Origin of the sequence: Micromonospora sp. NPDC049891, assembly GCF_040660295.1 — a bacterium.
Taxonomy (GTDB): Bacteria; Actinomycetota; Actinomycetes; order Mycobacteriales; family Micromonosporaceae; genus Micromonospora.
Genome location: NZ_JBFAML010000004.1, coordinates 208,339 through 230,006 on the forward strand (window position 1 = coordinate 208,339; position 21,668 = coordinate 230,006).

The following is a 21,668-nucleotide window of genomic DNA, read 5'->3' on the forward strand; positions in this document are numbered from 1 at the left end:
GACGTCTACGGCCGAATCGGCGATGGTGATGCGGTGGGGATCGCGGACGACATGAACGACAACGAGAACTGGACGGGTGGCTTCTACGAACTCTGCCTGGTTCTCGGCGCAGCTGACGATGACAACGTCGACCGGGCCCTACGGTCCCTGTGGCGCGCTGCCGGCCTTCAGGGTTGCCATGTGCGTCGGGCCGACGGGTCCGGGTTCGCGGTGGTCGAGATTGGCGTGGCCGCCCTCCATGCGCATAGTCACTTATGCGGGACGCTGACGCTGCCCTCGGGCGCGCGCGTCGTCTGCGGTGGTTTCCTGTCCCGGTACGAGGGCCTGGATACCTTGGAGCTTTACCTACCGCTGGGCGCGTTGGCCCGAGTCGACCGCCGCATCGGCGGCTACCCCTTCGACGAATCCAGCGGCGTGGAATCGTTGACGTGGCGTAGCACGCTCGACCGGTGGCTGGCCGACGTCGCGATTGCCGTATACGACGCGGTGCCGTTCCACCGCGCTCTCATCGGTTTCGAGGTCGATGAGGACTGCGGCATCAGCGGCGACGAGCGGTATGCCGCGGTCCTGATGCCCGGCGCCGACGGCTTGGAGTACCACCCCGCCAACGCCTGAGCCGCGTCGAGTCATTCGACTCGACGTCGAGGACGCCTCGCCCAGTCGATCACCGCAACAACGCACGGATTTACCGCAGACATCGTGCGTCCTGGTCGGCCCCTGCTTCTGCCGTCGGCGGTGTGCTGAACACTCCGGCGGCTGAAGTTGGTGGGCTTCGGCTGGTTGTCTTTAGGATTCTGCCGAGCGAGGGAGGCGGGCCGGAGGTGCCGTTCACGGGGAGTCACGTCGCAGCGGTGTTGCCGTTGACGCGGTCAGCGTGGCTGGTGCCATCGGCCCTGGTGATCGGGAGCATGGCTCCTGACGCCCCCTACTATCTGCCGCTGCCGGTGAAGGCTACCCTGGCCCACTCACTCATCGGCGTTCTCAGCGTCGATGTGGTGCTGGGTCTTGGGGCGTTGATCCTCTGGCATGGGCTGCTGGCCCGCTTCCTGACCGCCATCTCGCCAGCCTGGCTGCGCGAACGCCTACCGGTGCCCGGGTTTCATTCTCGCTGGTCGGTCGGCTATGCGGCGATGCTTGTCGTTTCCCTGGTGATCGGTGCGTTGACGCACGTGCTGTGGGACTCGTTCACGCACGACGGGATGTGGGGCGCCGTCCACATCGGCTGGTTGTCCGAATCGCACCTCGGCACGCCGGGCTATCGCTGGATACAACGCATGAGCACCATCGTCGGCGCCATCGTGGTCGTGTTCTGGCTGCTCCGATGGTGGCATCGGCAGTCGCCCGTGCCCGAGCAACGGCCGCCCGCCAATCGGATACTCGTGGTGGCCGCCTGGCTGGCCATCGCGTTCGCCGCCGCCGGCGGTGCCGCCCTGGCCGCCGCCGAAGACGTGACTCCTCAGCGAATGCTATTCCTAGCCGTCACCCAGGCAGGCGGTGCCGGTCTAACGGCCGCGATCGTCCTCGCCGCCGGCCACGCTGCCCTGGCCCGACGCCACCAACCAACCCCGCACTGACTGCCCGGAAGCTCAGCCGCCCAACCGGGACGGCCACACAGTAATGTCTTCAGCGAAGGGTGCCCGCTTCTGCCGCGACTCGCGCACTACCCACCGTTATGACGGACGTCGACACATGGACATGGCGCCGTCAGAAACCGCAATCGCGTGACCGCTGTAGAGCTGCGGTTCGAAGCGCGAGGCGTAAAGGGCATCGCGCCGGGTGGCGGCGGTGAGATCCTGGCCGGCATGACAGACCTCGACGCTAAGGCGAATCTTCATCGGTACCTGCGGGAGGCGCGCGAGGCGCTACTCGGGAAGCTCGACGGGCTGTCGGAGTACGACGTACGGCGCCCGCTCGTGCCGACCGGGACGAACCTGCTCGGGCTGGTCAAACACGTGGCCTCGGTGACCGCCGGGTATTTCGGCGAGGTGTTCGACCGCCCCTTTCCCGAACCCGTCGCGGGCCTGAACGAAGACGCCGAGCCGAACACGGACATGTGGGCCGCGGCCGACGAGTCCCGCGACGACATCATCGGCCTGTGGCACCGAGTCTGGACACACGCGGATGCCACGATCGAGACGCTCCCGATCGACGCGCCCGGCTCGGTGCGGTGGTGGCAACACACGCCGGTGACGCTTCACCACATCCTCGTGCACGTGCTCGCCGAGCTGAACCGGCACGTCGGGCACGCCGACATCGTGCGCGAACTGGTCGACGGCCAGGTCGGCTGGCGGCGGCCCGGCGACAATGTGGTCGAGGGCGACGAGGCGTGGTGGGCCGCCTACCGCGAGAGGCTGGAATCCACCGCGCGCGAGTTCGCCTGACGACGCGGTCTTCGCGTAATCCGCGGATGCCGTCCAACTCGTCCGAGAAATCGCTTGCATGCTGCCAGCGACCGTCGCAGCCCGAAGCCAAGGTCACATGCACGGATTTGCCGCGAGGCGCTCGCTACGCATAGTCACAGCAAGTGGCGGGCCGGCATCCGGGCTCGTCGATATGTGTGTCGCTCATTGGGCACTGGCCAGCAGGATCGCCTGATCGTCCCGCTCCTTGCCCTGCGCACGGCGCACCAGCCGGCACACCTCCCGTAGGCCGGCAGCCTCGATCTGGAGACCGACGTCGTCCGCCGTGTAGAGATGGCGCTCGAGCTCGATCTCATGGCCGAATTGGCGGTATGCCTTGGAAACGTCGCGCGTGCCTTTGCCGGACTGGAATCCGACGAGCAGATGGCCGCCCGGGTGGAGAACCCGGGCGGCCTCCGCGAAGATGCCCGCTTGGCCGGCGGGAGGCGTGTGGATGATCGAGTACCACAGCATCACGCCTGCGAACTGGCCGTCCGGGTACGGCAGCTCGGTCAACGAGCCCACAGTGAACACCAGGTCAGGGTGGTTGCGTCGGGCCATGGCGACCATGCCCGGCGACAGGTCGACACCCACCACCGAACAACCGCGTTCGGTGAGGTACTGACTCATCCGCCCGGTGCCACATCCTGCATCAAGAACCTGCGCGTCGTTGCCCGCCGTCGCCGCCATGGCGAAGGCGTCGACCATGGCGAGGTCGAGGAATGCCTCCCAGCGGGTGTCCGGCAGGAATGCGGCGTAGTCCTCCGCCACGGTGTCGTAAGCCCGTTGCACCCCGCGCAAGTCAAGCGGATCCGATGGAGAGGAGATCACCGACCGGATTGTGCCAGCAGTAAGGGCGGCGGCCCCGTCAACATCCTGTTCTGCCGCACCAAGTGTGCGTCGTCAAAGGTGACGCCGGTGCCGGTCGCCGGCGTCCGGACGGGCCGATGGGCGGGAGTCGACGGCCTGGGGGATCGGTCCTAACGGCCGGTGCGGCCGAGGCGCTCGCCAACTTGAGCAGAGCCCAGGCCGATGTCATCTTCGGCCAGGCGGGCCATCTGGTTCACTACGGCGCGCACACCGAACCGCTGAAGACTCTCATCCACGCGATCATGGCCATTCAACGCGATGAGGCTCCGGCGGATGCTGCGGTCAAGCCGGGTGACGACGTGCGACTCGTCGGTGAAGTGCCGCAGAGTCTTGCCGACTACGACGAGATGTGGCTGCGCGAGACCACGTTTGTCGTCCGCTACGTCGGTAGGAACGCGATGGTCGACGTGCAGCCAGACCTGACCGAGGATTACGTGATCGCGACGGTGCCGGCCGCCAGCGTGGAACCCCATGCGAAAGCAGAGCATTCCGTAGCATCGCCGCGTCCGCTCAGGTACGACTGTCCTCCATGCCGGAGGAAACGTCGGCGACAACCACTATGCAGGACACGCTGACGGCGAGCGTGCCCGCCCACATCCGCTTCCGGCACCGACCGCGCATCGTCGCACTCCGTGCGCTGTCGTTCGACGGCTGCCGCCCCCGGCAAGCCGGTCGCCTTCGCCGGACTAGCGAGCGGTTTGAATTTCAGCACCTCTTCAGGCGTGCTCGGATGATGTCCTGCCGCAGATGCACCGCTTCTTCGTCCCGGTCACACAGCAGCAGGACCTTGAACGGGACGACCTTCCCCTCCGGTTGCCCGAGGGGGCTGGCCCAGTGTTGAACCGCCCGGGCAAGGATGCGGAAAAGGGTATGCCGGTCCTGAGACTTGTCCGGCAGCAGCTGGGGCGCGTTGTCGATGATCACCAGATAACCGTCCGCCGGCAGCCAGTGCAGATCTCTGAGGCAGTCGGACAGTGCGTTCCAGTTCCAGCCGAAGTAGCTGGGAAAGAGCAAGGCGTCCGAGAAGTCGTAGAAGACCTGATCGGCATCCGCCATCCTCGGGCCGTCGAGGCGGGCGACCACGAACCTGCCGGACGCCGGTAGCACCGCCGCCAACTCCACCAGCGAACCACGCGAGCAGACCATGAGGGGTTCTCTGGAGCGATGCCACGCTTCGTCCGTCATCCTGTCCACCTCGATCGACGTCCTCCACAGCAACTACGGCATCATGCGCCAGCCGCAACAGGTCCAGTCTGCGAGGAAAGCGAAGCAGCAGGACAGAGCCGCGCGCCGGACGACCGGATCTGCCGCGAACCGCTTGTCACCGAGGCGACATCGAAGCCGGACTGATCCGCCCGCTACCGCTACCGCTACCCGGCAACGCCTGGAGCTCTCTTCAAATGCGACCATCCGCACATGCCGCCGACCGGGCGTCACAGAGGTGACCAAGGGCGGCGGCATCCAACATGCGGTCGTGCCGAGATGAGTGCGTCGGCCATCGGCCGGGCCGGTCGCGCATCATACCGCCTCCGTCGGGAGGGTCATGGTCCCGCGGCCGACAATCACCGCGTGCCCGCCCACGATCACCTCGGTCAGCGTGCCGTCTTCTGTGTGCGCGGTGGCGTGCAGAGTGCTCGGCCGGCCCATCACCACGCCCTGGCTGATTGTCATGCGGTGGGTTCGGTTCCGGCCGGGTGACCGTCGCGCGAGGCTGGCCACCAGGGAGGCGGCCGCGGAGCCGGTGGCCGGATCCTCCTCCACGCCGAGGGCCGGCGCGAAGAAACGCGAGTACACGTTGGCGTCGTCGCCGGGGGTGCCGGCCAAGACGTACACGTGTGGCGACCAGCCGTCGGCGATCGAAGCTTCCCAGGCCGAACGGTCGAGCCGGGCCTTGTCGACCAGTTCGGGACCGGCCAGCTGGACGAAACAGAACCTCAGTCCGATGCCGGCATACCAACTGTCCACGACGGCGTCTTCGGGCAGGCAGAGGGCTTCGGCCAGGGCCGCGGCCGATGGTGCCTCGTCGGTGCTTTCGTACACCGGCGCCCGCAGATGCAGCTGGATCGTTCGGCCGTCGACGCTTACGGTGACCGGACCCACGCCTTCCTCCACGGTGAACGTCTGCCGGTCCGGCGCGGATTCAGCGAGGACGGCCGCCGTGCCGATGGTCGGATGGCCGGCGATCGGCAGCTCCTGGGTGGGGGTGAAGATTCGGATCCGGCAGCTGTGGGCGGGGTCGCGGGGCGAGACGACGAAGGTGGTTTCGGAGAAGTTGAACTCGCGAGCCAGTCGCTGCATTGTCTGCTCGCCGATGCCGTCCGCGTCCGGGAACACCGCCAGCTGGTTGCCGCCGAACGGCCGGTCACTGAACACGTCGACCAGAGCGAAGGTGTAGGCCATGCCTCAGGCCACCACCGCATCGATCTCGACGGTCGCCCCGAGCGGCAATGCCGCGACGCCGATGGTGGTACGAGCCGGGTACGGGGCGGTGAAATGCCGGCTGTACTCCTCGTTCATCGTGGCGAAGTCGGCCATGTCGGTCAGATAGACACCGACGCGTACAACGTCCGCGAGGCTCTTGCCGGCGGCCGCCACCACGGCCGCGAGGTTGTTCAGAATCTGTTCGGTCTGCCGCCCGGTGTCGCCGTCGATCAGCTCTCCGGTAGCCGGATCCTGTGCGACCTGTCCGCTCAGGAACAGGAGGCCGCCGTCGCGAATGGCCATCGAGAACGGGCCCACGGGCGCGGGCAGTTGCTCGGCGGTGATTGCGGTACGAACCATGATCGTTTTCCCTTCGATTGATGCGGGCCTTGTCCTCGAAGGCCGAACGAGGGACCCGACCGGAGCACGGTGGTACCGGGTGGTACTCGGCGGCGCCGGATCCGGTGCCGCCGGGTGACAGGACACGGTTCGCAGATCAGGCTGGAGACAGGCGATCACCGCTGGCCTGGAGCCGACGCAGACGCTCAAGCAGGCTGATGATGTCGGTGTCGCCGAAATCGTCGGCGAGCCTGCGCTGCACGCCTTCCCATAGCGGAAACGCCTCCGCGCGTTTCCGCGCTCCGAACTCGGTCAACTGAAGCATTCGAACACGCCGATCCGAGCCACGCGTCATGGCGACCAGCCCGGCGTTTACCAGCGGCGAGACCTCGCGCGTGCAGGTCGTGCGCTCCATCGCCAGCCGTTCCGCCAGCCGACCGACCGACATCGGGCCCTCCTCCGCCAGCCGGGACAGGATGCTGTAGGCAGTCACCCGCACCCCGACCTCGGCCAAGGCGCGGTCGTACAACCGGTTGATCGACCTTGTCGCCATCCGCAGCGACGTGCACACACACGACGACTCGACCGACTCCACGGGATGAGTGTATATACACTCATCCGGTGGCGGAAGTCCCCAGGACGGGCCGCACCGGTGTAGGCGAAGGCGCTGGGACGTTGAACGCACTCTTCTGCCGCAGAGTGTGGGCGTCGTCAGCCGGGAGTCATTCACGTCGCGCCGGCTGCCGTGCGGCCCGCTGGCACCCGCAAGCCGGTTGAAGAAATATGACGCAAGGTGTCAGGTTATGGGTGGAGCATGGGTTCACCGGTCAGCGCCGGTGATCGGCGCGACCACGGCACAGATAGATACGGAGAGACAAGGACCTCCATGCGCGAAACCCCAGAAGATCTCGAAAAGCTGCAAGCCCTCCTTGACGCCTCCCTCGCCGGCTCCACCTCCCACCTCCGCTCGATCATCAACACTGCGCGCACACTGAACGCGGAGCAGCTCACCGAGGTCCTTACCGGCATGTGCACCCTCGCTCTGTCCAGCGTGACGGCGAAGGGTGAGCCGCGGATCAGCGGTGTCGACGGGCACTTCCTGCGAGGCAAGTGGTACTTCGGCACGGCGCCCGACGCCGCCAAGGCGCGCCATCTCGCGGCGCGACCCGCCGTCAGCGCCGCACATATGCGCGGTGAGGACCTCGGCGTCTTCACGCACGGCAAGGTGGAGATCCTCAACCCCCGCAACGGCGACCAGGCCAGGGACTGGCCGGACGTGCTTGCGTACTTGAAGGACTTCTACGGCGAGGACCTCTTCGACTGGGACAACGACGTGGTCTACTACCGGCTGCATCCGCACTGGATGACCGTCTATGCCCCAGACATCGCAAAGCTCACCGTGGCGTCCCAGCCCTGATCCACGGCACCGGCCAACCCTTGCGCGTCCAAGACCCGCTTCGTCCACCGGAGATCCGGGAGCGACGTGAGAGCAGCCGGGTGCGCTGAACGGCCCTGCACCGCGCCCAACGGCGTCGGATGGCACTCAACCGCTCCCACCATTACCCTGCGGGTTCTCGCTTCTGCAGGTCAGAGTCGGCGCAGCGTCCCGTTAGCCTCTGAAGTGGTCAAACCGACGGCAGCATCGGGTTGGGCCCTACGCGGCACCTGTTTGACTGGTGATCCCTGATTGCTGATCTAGCTTATAGGTTAGTGAGCGGGTACTGACACACAGACCATTGTGGTGTCCTCAAGGGCCTCGACGAGCCCGGGTGCCTGCTCGGGCACGTGAACAAAGTCCCCTGAGTGCACCGTTACGGCGTCGTTTCCAGCGCCCACTCGTAGAGCTCCGCTGAGCACTACCCAGATCTCCGCGTAGGAGGCCGGCAGGTCTGCCGACGCCCCGGCATAGAGGAACGACGTGTAGGCGCTCATCGACCTGCCGGCCTCTTTACCAAGGCCGGGCGCGATGAGGATCCGGTCGCCGAAGCGGATGGCGTCATCGCCAATCGTCGAGCTGAACCTGTGGACCTGCGGGGGCGTGATATCCATACCGTAGCCTCTCTCCCTGGGCGGTGGTTAGGCGTCGAGCTCGGTCGCGGCGACGGCGTGCACGGGCGGTGCCTGGAGCCCGAGTTCTCGTGCGATGCCCGGGATCTCCGGGTCGGCGAGGAACTTCTCGTAGTCTTTGGTGTCCCAGTCGAAGATGGACCACAATCGCTGCGCGTCGTCAGGATCGAAATAGACCCGGGCGCCTCGGCAGCCGTGTTCCCGCCGCTTCTGCGCGCCGATGGTCTCGAAGATCTCCAGGAACCGAGCGGGGTCGGTAACCTTGGCGACGGTGACGATCACCTTCTGCTCCTGAGCATCTTGTATGACTTCCTGCCAGTCGATCAGGATCGTAAAACCTCGACTCTGGTTGAGGTCAACTGCTGCGTTGCGTGACCTCAACCCAACCGTCCTCATCTGTCGTAGTGCAGGTGGTCCCAGCGGGACGACAGCCACTGGTGCTTGGTCGCGCTCGCCGTTCGCCATTGGTAGCGCAGCCCGTCTGGCGCGGCCGCCGAGCTGATAGGGGCCAGAGCCGGCCTCGTACTAGCGATCCCGGGAGGCCTATTCGAGATCGTCTTCGGTCTGCTGCTGCTTGCTCGCGGCTTCGCGCCCTCCGCCGCTGTGCAGCCGGACACCGCTGCCGGACCGTCGAGGGCAGCGGCGGCCGTGGGCGGCGACTCCCGGGCATAGAGCCATCCGGCGAGGCCTGTAGTAGCGGAGTTGTGAGGATGCGGTGGCCATACAGGTCGATGACGGTGGCGAGGTGAAACTTTTCCTCCTGGTGCGGTGAGCGCCCGCTTGACCAGGTCCGGGGCGGCCGGACGTGTGTCCGAGGGCTGCCGTAGGTGCCGTCCGAGTCGTCAAAGATCTTCCTGACCGCGGCTGCCGCCCACTCGTCCTCCGACAACTGCCCGGCAGCGGCCTCACCCCTGACTCTCGCGGTCCTTCTTCACCCAGACCGGCTTCCCGGTCTCTCGCGCCGCGCGAAACTCCGGATTGAACCGGCGTCTCGCCTCAGCCATGAACCTCGATCCCTCAAGCTCTGGCCGCCGTGCTACGAGGGGAGTGGCACATCAGTCCCGGGGTTGATGCCTACGCCTGTGATGAAGCAGGATCTTTCGGGCTTAATCGTCGATATGCTGTCGGAGTGCCGTCCTCACCTCCCGAGAAGGGGGTTATCTGGGAAGAACTCTTCTTCGACCTGGCCTTCGTGTTCGCGCTGATCCAGTTCTCCCACATGCTGCACGACGACCACAGTTGGGCAGGAATTGGCCGGGTAATGCTCCTGTTCGTAACCACTTTCTGGGCCTGGGTTGGCACCACGATTTATACCGACCAACGCGATGTCGGCAACGCGCTGGACCGGGCTGGAGTCTTCGCCCTCGGGCTCGGCAGTCTGCTACTGGCCCTGACGGTGTCCGGCGCCTTTGGGGACGAGGGCCTGCTGTTCGTCGGTGTCTACCTTGCGATGCGGGTACTGCTGGCGGCACTGGCCTTGCGTACCCCAGGCGGCTGGCGGTCCCCGGTCTTCCGCCCCTACGGGTCGGGTCTGGTGGCCGGTCCGCTGCAACTGGCGGGTGGCCTGCTGCACGGTACGGCGCGAGTAGTGCTCTGGTCGATCGCAATTCTCGTCGATCTGATCGGCACCAGGCTCACCCGACGGACGCTCGACAAGGTCCGGGTCCGGCCGCTGCACTACACACACCGCTACGGACTGCTGATCATCCTCATGCTCGGCGAGTCGGTGATCCAGCTCGGAATGGTAGCCGTGGACGAGCCGCTGACCCTCGCCCGGTTGGCCGCCATCTGCCTCGCCTACTCCCTAATCTGCGCACTCTGGTGGGCGTACTTCATCTACGGTGTCCGGGCCTTTCGGCAAGCGGTGGCCCGGAGCGCGCAGCAGGCAGACATCCGCCGCACCGTCATGATCTACGGGCACCTGCTGTTCAGCTTCGCGATCATCACGGTCGCGGTCGGCCTGTCCGAGGTAGTGACAGAGCCCCTCGAGCGGCTTCGGGCCGCCGAGGGGACCGTGCTCTTCGGTGGCGCCGCGCTCTTCCTCGGCACCTTCGCCTACACCCACTGGCGGATCTATCGACAAATCGCGCGACGACGGATCAGCGCAAGCGCGCTCTGCCTGGCCCTGCTGCCGCTAGCACCCCTGGTGCCGGCCCTGGCCGCCCTGGCGACGCTGTTCGCGGTGGTTGCCGGCGTGAGCGTGCTGGAAGGAATCATCCAGCACCGCCACCCGCAGATCGGCGAACGCGCGACGGAGGGCGAAATACGTGGCGACCCGGGTCACGCGGACGAGGGCCCTGTGGTGCGCGAATGACCCCATCCGACCCGAGCGACGCCGCAGGGCAGCGACCTCCTACGAGTAGCCGGTGAGTGGATGGTCGGCTACCGGCTGGTCTCGGGCGCATCAGGGAGGCCTGCCTGGACTCGCCAAGGAGGCGGTTCGAACGGGCCCGACGCGAGGACGTCCATCAAGATGGCCGTGCCGGTGGCGAACGCCTCGACAAGTTCCTGGCTATTTACCGCGTGCCACTGCGCCTGACGCACTTGGTGCATGTTGTGGTCCTGCGGGCACCAGCACGCCACCTCCACGGCCGCGTCCACGGTGAGCTTTGGGGGCGCCAGCCAGGCGATGTCGAGCGTGAGTTCGAGCCAGTCGTCGCGGGTGTTGTACAAAGTGATCGTCGTGTCGACGAGCAGCAGGTAAAGGCCTCTGTTCGAGGTCTGCGGGGGCTCCGTCCGGTCTGGATACCAATGCCATACCGTACGGTCGGCAGCCCCCGGGTGGCTGTCGAGTTCGTTCGCCAACCTCCGCAGCTCGCCTTCAACGTTCAGGTAGTCACGCGGTAGTACCTCGCGCAGCGGGACGTGCGCCATCGATGGAGCCGGTCCGACCATGCTCCGATAATCCACCAGAACGCCCGCTCATGCCGCAGATGTCGCGCGGCCGGCGCCGCTGATCGGTCGTGCCAATGCGTGGATGTCTCGTGACGTCGGCGAGGTCAGCCCTCGTGGTGGAGCAGAAGCCCCGCGATTTCCTGTACTCGTTTCACGCTGATGCCGTTGCGTTGCTCTACCGACAGAGGGTGGTCAGTCGGCTCGAGGACGATGTGTGGTCGTGTGCCGACCTGCTCGGTATGCACCTCGGTCTTGAGGTTCAACGTCTCGATCGGGTAGACCGGAAGCTCGGTGGACAGCCAGCCGAAGTACGCCGGCTTCTGCTCTCGCCCAGGCGTCGTCCAGAGATCCAGCATCCGGCTGAAGCTCGTGCTGCTCAGCGACACCCAAACGCCCCATTCGAAAACGGCATCAGCGTCGAGGACAGGTATGACCAAGCGCGCACGGACGAAGTAGTGCTGTGCCTAGATGATGCAGATCTCGTCCTCAAGGACACTGCGTTCGTCGCTGTTGAGATCGTCTCGCCAGTAGGCCGGTGCTGGGCTTCCGTACGAGAACGGCAGGCCCTCATGGCGCTGGCCACAGCTGTGGCACACGAAACCCTGATCGATCACGGACGAGACGGTACAGCCCGTGCCTGAGCCACTGAGACGGCGTCGGCGAACCGATGTCCCCTCATGCCGCGGTCCGGGCGTCACGGCGTGCCGGCGTGCAGAGGGAGCAAGGATTCGACCAGGCACAGGGCGGACAGGAAACTGCCGCACCTGGATCCGGCCGACGAAAGCGCTTCGCCGTACTCATGCAGCCGCAGGTCGCGCATTGTGTAGCGTGACGTCGGTGTCCCGAGGGGCGTCCCGGACGTGCCGATGCGAGTGCGTAGTTGCCGTACTCAACCGGCTCGGTCCGTAGTGATCTCGTTGCCGGGATACTGGGCGTGAAGGTCGCCGTCGAACAGGCGCGAACAGAAGTCGTTCATCCGGGCGGCGGCGGGGGCATGTCTGGCGATGATCTCCCCAACGGGCGGGGGCAGGTCTGGTGGGACATCACCGGCCGCGCACCGGCGCACAAACTGGTTGCGGGCGACGGGACGGCTGCCGGCCGGAACGGGCTTACCGCATACGGCGGTGACCAGCCAGTTCACCAGTCGCATGGAAGCGTAGTCGGCATCGTGACCGGCGTTGCGGGTAGCGAAGTCGTGCTCGGCGTCGGACAGGTCGAAGTGCGGTGAGGTGGCGAGGCCGAAGTCGACGAGGTAGAGCCGGGCGTCGTCGGCCCGGATGTTGCCGAAGTGCCCGTCCAGGTGCAGCAGCTCGCGGTTACGCAGGAACGCCACCATCTCGAATAGCTGCCGCTCGACCGTTGCGGCTCTGCCGACCGGGTCGCTCAGCCAGCGAGGCAGCCCGTCGGGGAGATGTTCGAGGTACAGCACCAGGCTCGCGGTGGCGTCCGCCAGCGCTTCGAACCGCGCACGTACGGCCTGGTTGTCACCGAACTGTGCGACGACGGCGTCGATGTCGAGGTGCTCGGCCGCGACCGGCGGGCGACCGGGCAGCACCCGCCAGTGGTGCAGCAACGGAAACGATTCCGTCTCGCCGGTGAGGACGCCGTCAGTGACGATCTGGTTCGCGGCCAGCTCGCGCCACGCGCCGAAGCCCGGTCCGGCCAGGCGGTATATGCCGTACTGCCATCGGGCGGGCAGGTCGAAAAGGTTCGCCGTGCTGTGCGGATGAGCCAGTTCCCGGTCGGTTAGGGGGACCCGCTTGACGAACACGGGCACGCCATCGACGTCGACGATCGAAGAGCCACCGCCCACGCCCACGCCTGTGGGTGACGCGGCCTGCAACAACGCCGCCAGTTCACCGTCGGTGCGGACCTCCAACAGCGCCGCGACGCGGTCATGACGGAAACGCCGCGGGCACAGCACAGCTGCATCATGCCATCGAGCGACACGCCCAAACGCGTAATGCCGAGCGGTCTCCCTCCGACCAGCTCAGCGATGCGCCTGAACGCGATACCGGAAAGGCTTCGGACGATGCTGGTGAGCACCACGACGACTCACTGTCATGCCGCGACCGGAGTGTCGGGCGGGTAGCGCGGAGCGTACGTTGCGTATCCGGCTTATCGCGCGGCTACCGGCCGGTGTTGGGCTATCCCGGTGGTGATAATTCCTTGGTGGGTCCGCTCTCCGATCTTGACGGCGTGCCGTGGGCCTCGCTGCACGGTACGCACGGCCCGGCAGACCGCGTCCCGGCGCACCTGTCGGCGCTTCGCTCACCGGGTCCGACCGTGGCCGGCGAGGCGCTGGCCGGGCTGCGGGACGCTGTCGTCCATCAAGGAACCCGGTGGCAGGTCAGCGCTCACGTGGTGCGTTTCCTCGTCCTCTTGATCAACGACCCAGGCACGCCAGCCCGGCCTGCCCTGACGAGGTTGCTTCGAGACGTAGGTCTGGGTGCCTATGACGATCACGATCTGCCGTTCGGTCCGAAGGTCGCCTTCGATGGGCCGACGGTGACCCGCCGGCAGGAGGACATGGTCATCGAGCTCGTCTACTACCGCGACGAGGGCCTCACCGAGGAGGCGGTGGACATCGCCGACTCGTGCGCCGCGAAGTGGGGCGCCGACGCGTACCGGGCTGTGGCGGCACACGTGGACGCCTACCGTCATTGGCTCGGCGACGATCCGCTGGTCGCGTCCCAGGCCGCCGAGCTGCTGGCGTGGTTCCCGCCGGACGAGCAGACGATCGCCGCGCTGCTGTCGGCCGACGGCGACGACGCCGTCCGGGCGAGCGCGAACCTCGCCCTGGCACACCTGACGGTGTCGCCCCCCGCGATCGCGGCCCAGATGACGGACCTGCTCGGTCACGACTCGTTCGTCGTGCGGGTAACGGCTGCGGTGGCGCTCGCGCGCAGGCTGGGTCAGGAACTACCCGATCCGGCGCTGAGCTTGCTCATCGATGCCAAGGATGCCGCAACACTGCCTGACTTCCCGCTCGGCTGGCAGCACCGGGCCGCCCGTGGGTACGTCGCCTCGGCTCTACAACGCCTGGGGCTTGGTTGACCTCATTGTCCCGAGGTGTCTCCACCAACTCCCGCCGGGCACTCCTCGTTTCACCTCCCTGAGATGCCGCCGTCCGAGCGCTTAGCGTCGGCCACTCCGGTACGTCCGTGGCGACTGTCAGGTGCGCCCTGGTCAGTCGACCATTACGGCGAGGACCGACGACACCGGCACCGGCCCGGCACACCGTGAGTCGTTCGACCGGGCGCGGCTGTCGCCCATGACGAAGACCGAGTCGGCCGGCACGCTGACCGCGGCGAACCGGCGCGGCCCGCAGTAGTTCGGGTTCGGCGGCTCGTCGAGCGACGCGTCCTCAGCCACATAGGGCTCGGCCAGTGGCTTACCGTCGACCGTCACCTTGCCTGAGGTATCGCAGCAGGCGATGGTTTCGCCGCCGACCGCGACGACGCGTTTGAGCAGCGGCGCCTTACGGTCACCCCAGAGACCGCCGGGGGAACGGAGCAGGACGACATCGCCGCGCCGTGCCTCATACGTGCCGGTTACTTTCCGTGCGGTGACAACCTGGCCGGCCTTGACCGTCGGCTCCATACTGACGCCGCCCTGGGTGAACTGTTCGGTGGCTCCCGTCCCGGTCGCGTCACCGTCGCCGCAGCCGGCAACAGCCATCACGAGAAGGAACACCATCAGTCTGCGCATCCGACGGATCCTGCCAGAATCGACGGCGCCGTGCGGTCCGCCGGGTGCGGCACTACCCGGCACTGCTGCCCCACGCTCACATGCGCTGCCATGCCGCATCGAGCGCGTGGGCAGCTGTCGCCGCCGGTAGCCGAGCGTCGCTGGCGTGGACATCCGGCGTGGTCGCGCTGACTGCGTTAAAAGTGTTCGGGTCGCCCAGACCGGCTGGTGGGGCTTGTCGTTGTGCACGATGATGTCGGCGTGATCGGTCGGGCGGAGCGTAGCGAAGTAGAACTGCTGGGAGGGGATGTAACGCTCGCGATCAATCAGCTCCAGGCGCATGAGGAAGACGCCGTCCGGCGCGAGGTACTCATCGCCGATGAAGACCTCGTTGTGCCACTCGACCTGAGCTGATCCTCGGACTTTTCCACCCGATCCGGACCGACGAGGTGGGTCGCCCTCGCGGACTACTCGTCCGTCGCGGTCTACGGGATAGGTGGCGGCGGGTCGTAGACCACGGGTGCGTAGTGCTGTGGCGGGCCACAGTAACTGGGTCCGGTGCCGAACAGCGGCGATCGGCACACCTGCACGGTCGCCCGGCTGATGCTGGCCGCCGCCGTACTGGACCCGAGGGTGAAGTCCAAGCTGACGAGCGCGGCGTCAGCCCGGGCTTCTGCTCGTGAAGTCGTGCCGTTGCTCAGGTACGCGACGAAGGTCGCCACCGAGTAGTAGCGGTCGTCGCGACACAAGAAGCCCCACTCGTCGGGCAGCGGATGGTCGACCAGCGTGCCGCGGACGTCGAGCGCGATCGGCCGGATCGGGGTTGTGGTGCTGTACCGCCAGATCAAGCTGCCCTGAGTGGAGCCATAACGACAGTTGTCACCAGAGTCAGCTCTGAACGGGAACGCCGCGTTCGCGTGCGCCGCGGCGGACGTCGTCAGAACGCAGCTGACGACCGCGAGGGCGATCACCGCAGCCAGCCGCAGCCTGCTCATCGCCTACTCCCTTCACCGGGTTCGCTACAGGGGCGGTGGAAACCACCGTGCGCGGGGTAGAACAACGTCGACAAGATTGTCTACAGCTACATCGACAACAGTCAATAGCGAGACCCCTTTTGGTCCTCTACCGTCCACCGGCGGGGTCCGGCCAGCTGCAACAGGCTGACGGCCACGGCGCAGACGAGGCCCGCTGGCGCGCTGAGGGCCAGCCCACGCACACGCCGACCGTCACTGAGGGGCGCATCGCCGAGATAGTCCGCTCCGTGGTCGACTGATCGTCTGCTCGCCCGTCCAGGGATGAGGGTGGCCCGCACCTCGTCCCGGGCCGAGGCAACGGCATGTGCGCTCACCTCGGCACGTCCGGACGGAACCCGGGCCGGCTCGGCGGAACGCTGCGTAGCGCGGCTCACGGCATGTCCGCGCACTGATGTATCGCCCGGTCAAGCACCTGGGTCCGTTTGCGACGCCGTCGCGAGGGCAGGCCGGCGTCTGTTCGGTGGCCTGCTTTCACCGCCGTTGCTGACGCGGACGTCCGGTGTGCAGGGCCGCGTCAAGGCCGTTCAGCCGCAGCACGCTCGCGCCGCGCAGGTGCGCCAGGTCCACGCTGCCGTCGCCCTCGTATCTGAGAAAGGTCACCTGCTCGGTCCAGTCCAGGCGGGTTCCGTCCGGATCGACACCGAGCCGGACGGTGACCAGCGAGGTCCATCGCAGTTCGCCGTCGACGACGGCCTCGTAGCCATAGACGATCCGGTGAGGGCCCACGATGTCGATGTATCGCGACCGGTACTCCAGCCGTTCCGGCGCGGTGTCCAGCCCGGTGTAGGTACTGCTGGCCGTCTCGCCTCCGCCCACTCGGAAGTCGTGCTCGTAGGAGGCCCCGCTGCCGGGAAGCCGGAACCACCGCCGCCTGATCGCGGTGTCGGCGAACGCCGTGAAGACCTCGCCCGGCGGCACGTCGAGGTGCCGCGAGATCGTGAACGTGTCGTGCCGGACCATGCCGTTCCTTCCGCCGTCACGGCCACAGAGGGGTGGCCGCACTCCAGTTACGATCAGTAAGAAACGTGCGCCCACCGGATTTAGTCCGGCTTTCCCATACGCACTTTGAAGTCAGCTACTGACCCATGAGGAACAACGAGCCATGACAAGCACCCTTGGTGCCGAACTCGCACACCGCGGGGTCACGCCGGACTGCGTACGAACGATCGAGCTCGTCCGAGACGTACTCGCGCGAGTCGGCGACAAGTGGACGCTGCTGACCATCACGGCCCTAGCGTCCGGCCCGCTGCGCTTCACCGCACTACACGAGCATGTCACCGGCATCTCCCAGCGGATGCTCAGCCAGACGCTGCGCGCACTCACCCGCGACGGGTTGGTGACCAGGACCGCATACCCGGAAGTACCTCCGAGGGTCGAATACGCCCTGACGCCGCTGGGTCGCTCACTGAGCGGGGCCGTGGACGGGCTCGTGCGCTGGGTCCGCGACCACCAGAGCGACATCGCCCGAAACCGCGACGAGTTCGACCAGGCACCCGCCGCGAACCCAGCCACCCCGCCTCACGCATAGCCGGGCCACGGATCGCGCGGCTGCCGCACAATCTCAGGGGTTCAGACACACTGTTTCGGCTACGCCCGGAAGGTTGACGACCAGGATCGCCGTTACCAAGGTGACGATCGATTCGCAGGAGCAGTTGTCAAGACCTGTGGATTGGTAACTATGTAGCGAGAGACGCCTTGTCGGGGTGTATCGGGGAGGCGCTCGTCCGACCGCTGGCGATGCCGAGCGCCTGCCGGTTCATCGTGTGGCCGTGGCGGGGCGGGCCCAGGGCCTGTCGGCAGCGGGTGACATCACGTTCTTGCAGGATCTTCATGCAGGGTGAGCAGGGGATCCGGAAAGCCTCTCAGCTGGTCCGGCCCAAGGTCACGGGGCGGGATCCGGGTGCGAAGTCGCCGAAGGACTGTTGCCAGGACTCGCCGGGCCAGTAGTACGTCACACTGCCGTCGATGGGCTGGTAGTGGGCTGTGTAGAGCGTTCTCGAGCCCTGCTCGTCGACGGATCGATAAAGCGGTGGCTTCAGCATCGCCGCCACGTCCGCGCCCGCGGCGCGGATGGCGCGTAGCCGTTCCTGCGTCCGCATGGTCCGTTCCTGCTCGTCGGTCACCGGCAGGTGCTGGTGATTGGCGGCGCAGGCGTCCGGTGCCACCGTCGGTGACATATCCGGCCCCACGAACACCGTCACCGCCTTGGTGGGATCGACAAGGGTGAGGTTCTGGGGGACGGCGACCGGTAGGGACCGCAGCCTGTCGACCGCCTCATCGACGGTGTCGCACGTCTCCAGCAGGTAGCGCACGAGGACGAGAATGGCGAAGCCGCGTCCGTAGCTGGAACGTCCGCCCCAGGTGAGCGAGACCGCGAGACCGGCGTCGTTCATCCCGTCCAGCAAGTCCCACAGCATGTCCTGCATCCCGATCACGGGGCGCAGGAAGCAGGAGGAGACGATGGTCCCTTCGCACTGATCGGGCTGTAGGTTCCGGCATGTGCGCACGGAACAGCGCCCGAACACGATCCGCGCCCTCCGGAGTCCGGCCCTCCTCGGTCAGCAGGCCCTTTATCTCCTGCCACAGGCCCTGGGCGTAGGCGGCCCACCGCCCGTCGCCGCCGTCGCCGACCTCGATCGCCTGAAAGGTCTTCTGCACTTGCCGCACGGCTGCCACTCCCCGTGTGAGAATCAACCGAGGTGAGGGCAACCTAGCTAATTGCGGGGTGAATCACCAGGTGGCCACCGTCGGCGGCCGGGCTGCCGCCCCGCCGGGGCGGCGCACTCGCGACGACCAGCGCTCCGCAGCAGATCCGTGCGGGCGGCCCTGGTTGTCACAGGCCTTGAACCGTGCATCAACAGCAAGATCTTGGTCCTGGCTCTGCTGACGACGTTCTGGTTCTGGCAGGACCGGCGACGCCGCGCTCGTACCCTGATCCAGGTCTGTCGGGTGCGTCTTGCCGGCGAGGCAGCCGGTCAATCCGGCCGAAGCCACCGCCGGGGCGGCCCGTGCTGCGGATTACCCGCGCGAGCAGGACACCACCCCGGCCAGCGGCACATCTTCGTCAGCCGGTAAAAGGCTCAAGGACGAAGCGGCCCCACGCGACGAAGACTGCAAGCAAAAGGTAGACCAAGTTCAGCATTACCAGCTTGGACTGACCAAGGCGGCCATGGGTGATCATCGCGCCGATCATGAGCAAGATCCAGCAGACGGCGGTCACCGGCACCATGAACGGCGCGATGTCGAGCACGGCGGGCAGGATCAGGCCAACCGCAGCCAGGAGTTCGAGGACCCCGAGAGTCTTGACGAAGCCGACGCTGGCACGTCCGGTCCACTCACCGCCACTATGCGCAGCCAGTTTCTCCTTGGGTACGAATGTCTTGCTGATGCCGCCGGCTAGGGCGACTGCTGCCAGCAGTCCGGCAGCAATCCAAAGAGCGAGGTTCATCCGGTGTCTCCTTGCTAGGTGTAGATGACTCCGATGTCCTGGAAGCCGCCCGGCACCGATGGATCTCCAATGGACATTCTCGGTGGTCGGTAGCCGTTCGAGGTGGGATCGCCGATGCGTGACCAAGAGGGCAGGCCCTCCGTGCGTTTCCAGGGGTTCAGCCTCAAGACACCGCTTGACTGATCCTTCTGACGGCGTGTGAGGCAGACAACTGCACAGGCGTGGGCGCACGCCAACACGCGGCGTCATCACGGGCGGAGCCGATGCTCCGGCGAACGCGGCGAACACGTCCCCTCAGTGCAGAGGTCACTGCCCGTGTCCCCGCCAGGGCGATCATTTCCGCGGCCCGACGTCTGCCGTGGGCCGGGACATCGACGCGAACATCTCCGCCACGGCCTCGGGGCGTGAGTCGATGCCAGGACGCCCGGCGGCGGACGTGGTGCTGGTCCACACCGACCTGGCCCTTCGAGGCGTGCAAGCTCTCCGCAACAGCTGTTCCCCGGGACCTGAAGAGTCCGCGGCGATGGCCCATCGACAGCCACGCCCTGGGGTCTGCTGCACATGGCAGGATCTGGTGCCCGCGCGTTGCGTAGCCACTCCTCGCCGGCCTAGCTCCAGTCCGTTTGGTATCCGTCACGACGCAGCACCGCGAGCACCTCGTCGTCGGTGGGCCGATGGGTTCGGGTGAGCACCGGCCGCAGCGCATCGGCCTCCACGTACTCCGGTACCTGGACGGTGGCGCTGAGCAGCCGATCGCCGTCGACCCGTAAGAGCGCCGTGGACGGGATGCTGTTGGGTGCCTGTTTGGAGACGGCGAACGTAAACCCGTCACCGAGGTCCGTGCAGGTGACGACGGCCACGGCCGCGCAATCGACGCCGTCTTCCGGCCTGCCGTCGGGTCCTGCGTGGTGCAGCTTCCACTTCAGCGGCACCTTACGGTTGTCGGAGATGGTGAGTTCGAAGACCAGTTCGAGGCCGGTGCGGTCCAGCCAACCGAGCGTCCCGTCCGGTGGGAAATCGTCGGGTACGAGCAGCTTCTCGCGTGGCCACGGCGACGTCATGGTGAGCTCGTGTAGGTCGCGACGGTCTTTCGCGGCGCGGTGTTCGTTGCGCAGGCCGATCCAGGCGCCGCAGCCGAGCACTGCGAGGACCACGATGGCGACGGCACGGCGGTACACGGCATGATCCTTCCATGAGGGCGTCGCTGGCCGTCGCCCCGCGGGACCGGGACCGGTTGGTGGATCCGGACGACCCGCAACCCGGATCGTGTCGGAACCGATGCGCCCACCAGTCCACGGACACTTCGGCTCGGACCCGCACCGCTGGCAGTGTCGGGCCCGCACCTGTGGCGTGGTCTGGTTCCGGATGGGGGCTCTTACGGTTCGGCGGGCCAGTTGAGTAGACGAGCGCCGAGGACGGCGGCTTGCAGTGTGAAGCGTTGGGTGGGGTCGTCGGGGTCGTACCCGGTGAGGCGGCGGACCCGGTCGAGTCGGTAGACGACGGTGCGGGCGCTGAGGTGTAGCTGGCGGGCGGTGGCTGTGGTGTTGCCGTGACAGGCGAAGAACGCAGTGAGGGTGTCCAGGATCGGACCGGCGCCGCCTCGCGCTTCGGTCAGTGGCGCGAGAACGGTGTGGACGAGGTCGGTGATGGCGGCGCGGTCGCGGAGGAGGACGGGGAAGACGAGCAGGTCCGCGGCGCGTAGGACGGGGGTGGTGAGGCCGAGTCGGTCGGCGAGTTGCAGGGTGTCGCGGGCTTCTTCGTAGGACTGTTGGATGCCGCTTGGTCCTGGGTGGGGGCGGCCGACGCCTATTTGCCATCGGTTGTCGGTGCCGAGGGCGGTGAGGAGGTGGTGGGCGACTTCGCCGGTGGTGCCGCGAAGCGCTGCCGGGGTGATGCACACCAGCAGGTCGTCGTGGCTGGTGATCAGGATGTTCCGGCTGCCGAACCGGGCGGTGAGTCCTGCCTCGACGCGGTCGAGCACCGGGTCGGTGAATGCGGTGGCCGCGCGGGCGACGATGACCTGGTGCGGGCTGGCGAGTTGGACCGCGAAGCGATGGGCACGTTCGGCGAGCCGCCCGGGGTGGCCGTGGCCGTAGAGCAGATCGTCGATGAATTCGCGGCGGGCGGTGTAGTCGCGGCGGGCGGCGTGCAGGTGTGAACGTTCGTGTCCCTCTGCGGCGGCGTCGAGGAGGCGTCGGGCCGCTGCCCAGACGGCGGTGGTGGCGGCGCGGGCGGCGCTTGGGGTGGGGGCGTCGGCGAGGCCGGGCAGGGTGGGCAGGAGAGTCTCGGCGGCGTGCAGGTAGCCGGCGGTGAGGGCACGCAGGGTGATGTTGAGGTCCGCAGCTCGCTCGCCATGCCGCCGGCACCTATCGAGGTCGGCGCGTTGCGGGCGGCGGCCGGTTGCTGCGGCGGTGGCGAGGGCGTCGAGGTAACCGTGCAGCAGTTCGGTTGGCACGCCGGGCGTGCCGAGGTCAGGTGTCGGGTTGGACGGCTCGTCACTCACAC

General features: G+C 67.0%; 24 protein-coding genes and 2 pseudogenes. 8 read left to right on the top strand and 18 right to left on the bottom strand.

The genetic code is table 11. The annotated features are described in order from the left end of the window. The first annotated feature begins 33 nt into the window (after positions 1-33). The 3 genes from AB0I71_RS08280 to AB0I71_RS08290 all read left to right on the top strand — a co-directional run bounded on the left by AB0I71_RS08280 (position 34) and on the right by AB0I71_RS08290 (position 2,381). Positions 34-615: a hypothetical protein gene (locus AB0I71_RS08280; RefSeq protein WP_357582547.1), complete on the top strand. Its 582-nt coding sequence runs from the start codon at positions 34-36 to the stop codon at positions 613-615. Between the two features lie 206 nt (positions 616-821). Continuing rightward, positions 822-1,574 (top strand): DUF4184 family protein, encoded by a 753-nt coding sequence (locus tag AB0I71_RS08285; protein WP_357582548.1) that lies wholly within the window; start codon positions 822-824, stop codon positions 1,572-1,574. A 147-nt stretch (positions 1,575-1,721) separates the two neighbouring features. After that, positions 1,722-2,381, top strand: a complete 660-nt coding sequence (locus AB0I71_RS08290) for a DinB family protein (protein ID WP_357582549.1) — start codon at positions 1,722-1,724, stop codon at positions 2,379-2,381. A gap of 183 nt (positions 2,382-2,564) precedes the next feature. Here the strand turns inward: AB0I71_RS08290 and AB0I71_RS08295 are convergent, their stop codons facing one another. Continuing rightward, entirely contained in the window at positions 2,565-3,230 is a 666-nt protein-coding gene (locus AB0I71_RS08295; protein WP_357582550.1) for a methyltransferase domain-containing protein, read from the bottom strand. A gap of 182 nt (positions 3,231-3,412) precedes the next feature. Between AB0I71_RS08295 and AB0I71_RS08300 the strand changes: the two genes are divergently transcribed. Continuing rightward, positions 3,413-3,844, top strand: a complete 432-nt coding sequence (locus AB0I71_RS08300; RefSeq protein ID WP_357582551.1) for a hypothetical protein — start codon at positions 3,413-3,415, stop codon at positions 3,842-3,844. A 130-nt stretch (positions 3,845-3,974) separates the two neighbouring features. On the opposite strand, the gene AB0I71_RS08305 is transcribed toward AB0I71_RS08300, so the two are convergent. The 4 genes from AB0I71_RS08305 to AB0I71_RS08320 all read right to left on the bottom strand — a co-directional run bounded on the left by AB0I71_RS08305 (position 3,975) and on the right by AB0I71_RS08320 (position 6,624). Continuing rightward, the gene (locus tag AB0I71_RS08305) at positions 3,975-4,454 is read right to left on the bottom strand and encodes a barstar family protein (RefSeq protein WP_357582552.1); all 480 of its coding nucleotides are present in this window, start codon (positions 4,452-4,454) and stop codon (positions 3,975-3,977) included. A 333-nt stretch (positions 4,455-4,787) separates the two neighbouring features. Beyond that, positions 4,788-5,669, bottom strand: a complete 882-nt coding sequence (locus tag AB0I71_RS08310; protein ID WP_357582553.1) for a PhzF family phenazine biosynthesis protein — start codon at positions 5,667-5,669, stop codon at positions 4,788-4,790. Positions 5,670-5,672: 3 nt separating this feature from the next. Next, the gene (locus AB0I71_RS08315; protein WP_357582554.1) at positions 5,673-6,050 is read right to left on the bottom strand and encodes a Rid family detoxifying hydrolase; all 378 of its coding nucleotides are present in this window, start codon (positions 6,048-6,050) and stop codon (positions 5,673-5,675) included. Between the two features lie 136 nt (positions 6,051-6,186). Continuing rightward, complete coding sequence (locus AB0I71_RS08320; RefSeq protein WP_357582555.1) at positions 6,187-6,624, bottom strand: MarR family winged helix-turn-helix transcriptional regulator; 438 nt, start codon at positions 6,622-6,624, stop codon at positions 6,187-6,189. A 291-nt stretch (positions 6,625-6,915) separates the two neighbouring features. Between AB0I71_RS08320 and AB0I71_RS08325 the strand changes: the two genes are divergently transcribed. Beyond that, entirely contained in the window at positions 6,916-7,446 is a 531-nt protein-coding gene (locus AB0I71_RS08325) for a pyridoxamine 5'-phosphate oxidase family protein (protein WP_357582556.1), read from the top strand. A gap of 290 nt (positions 7,447-7,736) precedes the next feature. Here AB0I71_RS08325 and AB0I71_RS08330 read toward each other — a convergent pair whose 3' ends face one another. Then, positions 7,737-8,078 carry a hypothetical protein gene (locus AB0I71_RS08330; RefSeq protein ID WP_357582557.1) on the bottom strand — a complete coding sequence of 114 codons (342 nt, stop codon included), beginning with the start codon at positions 8,076-8,078 and terminating at the stop codon, positions 7,737-7,739. Positions 8,079-8,105: 27 nt separating this feature from the next. Continuing rightward, entirely contained in the window at positions 8,106-8,378 is a 273-nt protein-coding gene (locus AB0I71_RS08335) for a hypothetical protein (RefSeq protein WP_357582558.1), read from the bottom strand. Positions 8,379-9,225: 847 nt separating this feature from the next. Between AB0I71_RS08335 and AB0I71_RS08340 the strand changes: the two genes are divergently transcribed. Next, positions 9,226-10,410, top strand: a complete 1,185-nt coding sequence (locus AB0I71_RS08340) for a low temperature requirement protein A (protein WP_357582559.1) — start codon at positions 9,226-9,228, stop codon at positions 10,408-10,410. A gap of 68 nt (positions 10,411-10,478) precedes the next feature. Here AB0I71_RS08340 and AB0I71_RS08345 read toward each other — a convergent pair whose 3' ends face one another. From AB0I71_RS08345 to AB0I71_RS08355, 3 genes and pseudogenes are all read right to left on the bottom strand, one after another. After that, entirely contained in the window at positions 10,479-10,991 is a 513-nt protein-coding gene (locus AB0I71_RS08345; RefSeq protein ID WP_357582560.1) for a hypothetical protein, read from the bottom strand. Positions 10,992-11,095: 104 nt separating this feature from the next. Next, a pseudogene (locus AB0I71_RS08350) lies at positions 11,096-11,755 on the bottom strand (DUF2199 domain-containing protein). 125 nt (positions 11,756-11,880) lie between these two features. Then, positions 11,881-12,915: a serine/threonine protein phosphatase gene (locus AB0I71_RS08355; RefSeq protein ID WP_357582561.1), complete on the bottom strand. Its 1,035-nt coding sequence runs from the start codon at positions 12,913-12,915 to the stop codon at positions 11,881-11,883. 362 nt (positions 12,916-13,277) lie between these two features. Here AB0I71_RS08355 and AB0I71_RS08360 point away from each other — a divergent pair, with 362 nt between their 5' ends. Continuing rightward, the gene (locus AB0I71_RS08360; RefSeq protein WP_357582562.1) at positions 13,278-14,048 is read left to right on the top strand and encodes a hypothetical protein; all 771 of its coding nucleotides are present in this window, start codon (positions 13,278-13,280) and stop codon (positions 14,046-14,048) included. Between the two features lie 132 nt (positions 14,049-14,180). Here the strand turns inward: AB0I71_RS08360 and lepB are convergent, their stop codons facing one another. From lepB to AB0I71_RS08380, 4 genes and pseudogenes are all read right to left on the bottom strand, one after another. After that, positions 14,181-14,855 (bottom strand): signal peptidase I, encoded by a 675-nt coding sequence (gene lepB, locus AB0I71_RS08365; RefSeq protein ID WP_357582635.1) that lies wholly within the window; start codon positions 14,853-14,855, stop codon positions 14,181-14,183. Positions 14,856-14,912: 57 nt separating this feature from the next. After that, a pseudogene (locus AB0I71_RS08370) lies at positions 14,913-15,002 on the bottom strand (uridylate kinase); the annotation flags it as partial. 164 nt (positions 15,003-15,166) lie between these two features. Next, positions 15,167-15,676: a hypothetical protein gene (locus AB0I71_RS08375; RefSeq protein WP_357582563.1), complete on the bottom strand. Its 510-nt coding sequence runs from the start codon at positions 15,674-15,676 to the stop codon at positions 15,167-15,169. 510 nt (positions 15,677-16,186) lie between these two features. After that, positions 16,187-16,675: an SRPBCC domain-containing protein gene (locus AB0I71_RS08380; protein WP_357582564.1), complete on the bottom strand. Its 489-nt coding sequence runs from the start codon at positions 16,673-16,675 to the stop codon at positions 16,187-16,189. Between the two features lie 142 nt (positions 16,676-16,817). Between AB0I71_RS08380 and AB0I71_RS08385 the strand changes: the two genes are divergently transcribed. After that, complete coding sequence (locus tag AB0I71_RS08385; RefSeq protein ID WP_357582565.1) at positions 16,818-17,243, top strand: helix-turn-helix domain-containing protein; 426 nt, start codon at positions 16,818-16,820, stop codon at positions 17,241-17,243. A gap of 334 nt (positions 17,244-17,577) precedes the next feature. On the opposite strand, the gene AB0I71_RS08390 is transcribed toward AB0I71_RS08385, so the two are convergent. The 4 genes from AB0I71_RS08390 to AB0I71_RS08405 form a co-directional block, all read right to left on the bottom strand. Continuing rightward, complete coding sequence (locus tag AB0I71_RS08390; protein WP_357582566.1) at positions 17,578-18,132, bottom strand: C45 family peptidase; 555 nt, start codon at positions 18,130-18,132, stop codon at positions 17,578-17,580. A 647-nt stretch (positions 18,133-18,779) separates the two neighbouring features. Continuing rightward, positions 18,780-19,163: a DoxX family protein gene (locus AB0I71_RS08395; protein ID WP_357582567.1), complete on the bottom strand. Its 384-nt coding sequence runs from the start codon at positions 19,161-19,163 to the stop codon at positions 18,780-18,782. Positions 19,164-19,771: 608 nt separating this feature from the next. Further along, positions 19,772-20,341, bottom strand: a complete 570-nt coding sequence (locus AB0I71_RS08400) for a hypothetical protein (protein ID WP_357582568.1) — start codon at positions 20,339-20,341, stop codon at positions 19,772-19,774. Between the two features lie 197 nt (positions 20,342-20,538). Next, positions 20,539-21,666: a helix-turn-helix domain-containing protein gene (locus tag AB0I71_RS08405; RefSeq protein WP_357582569.1), complete on the bottom strand. Its 1,128-nt coding sequence runs from the start codon at positions 21,664-21,666 to the stop codon at positions 20,539-20,541. Between the last annotated feature and the right edge of the window lie 2 nt (positions 21,667-21,668).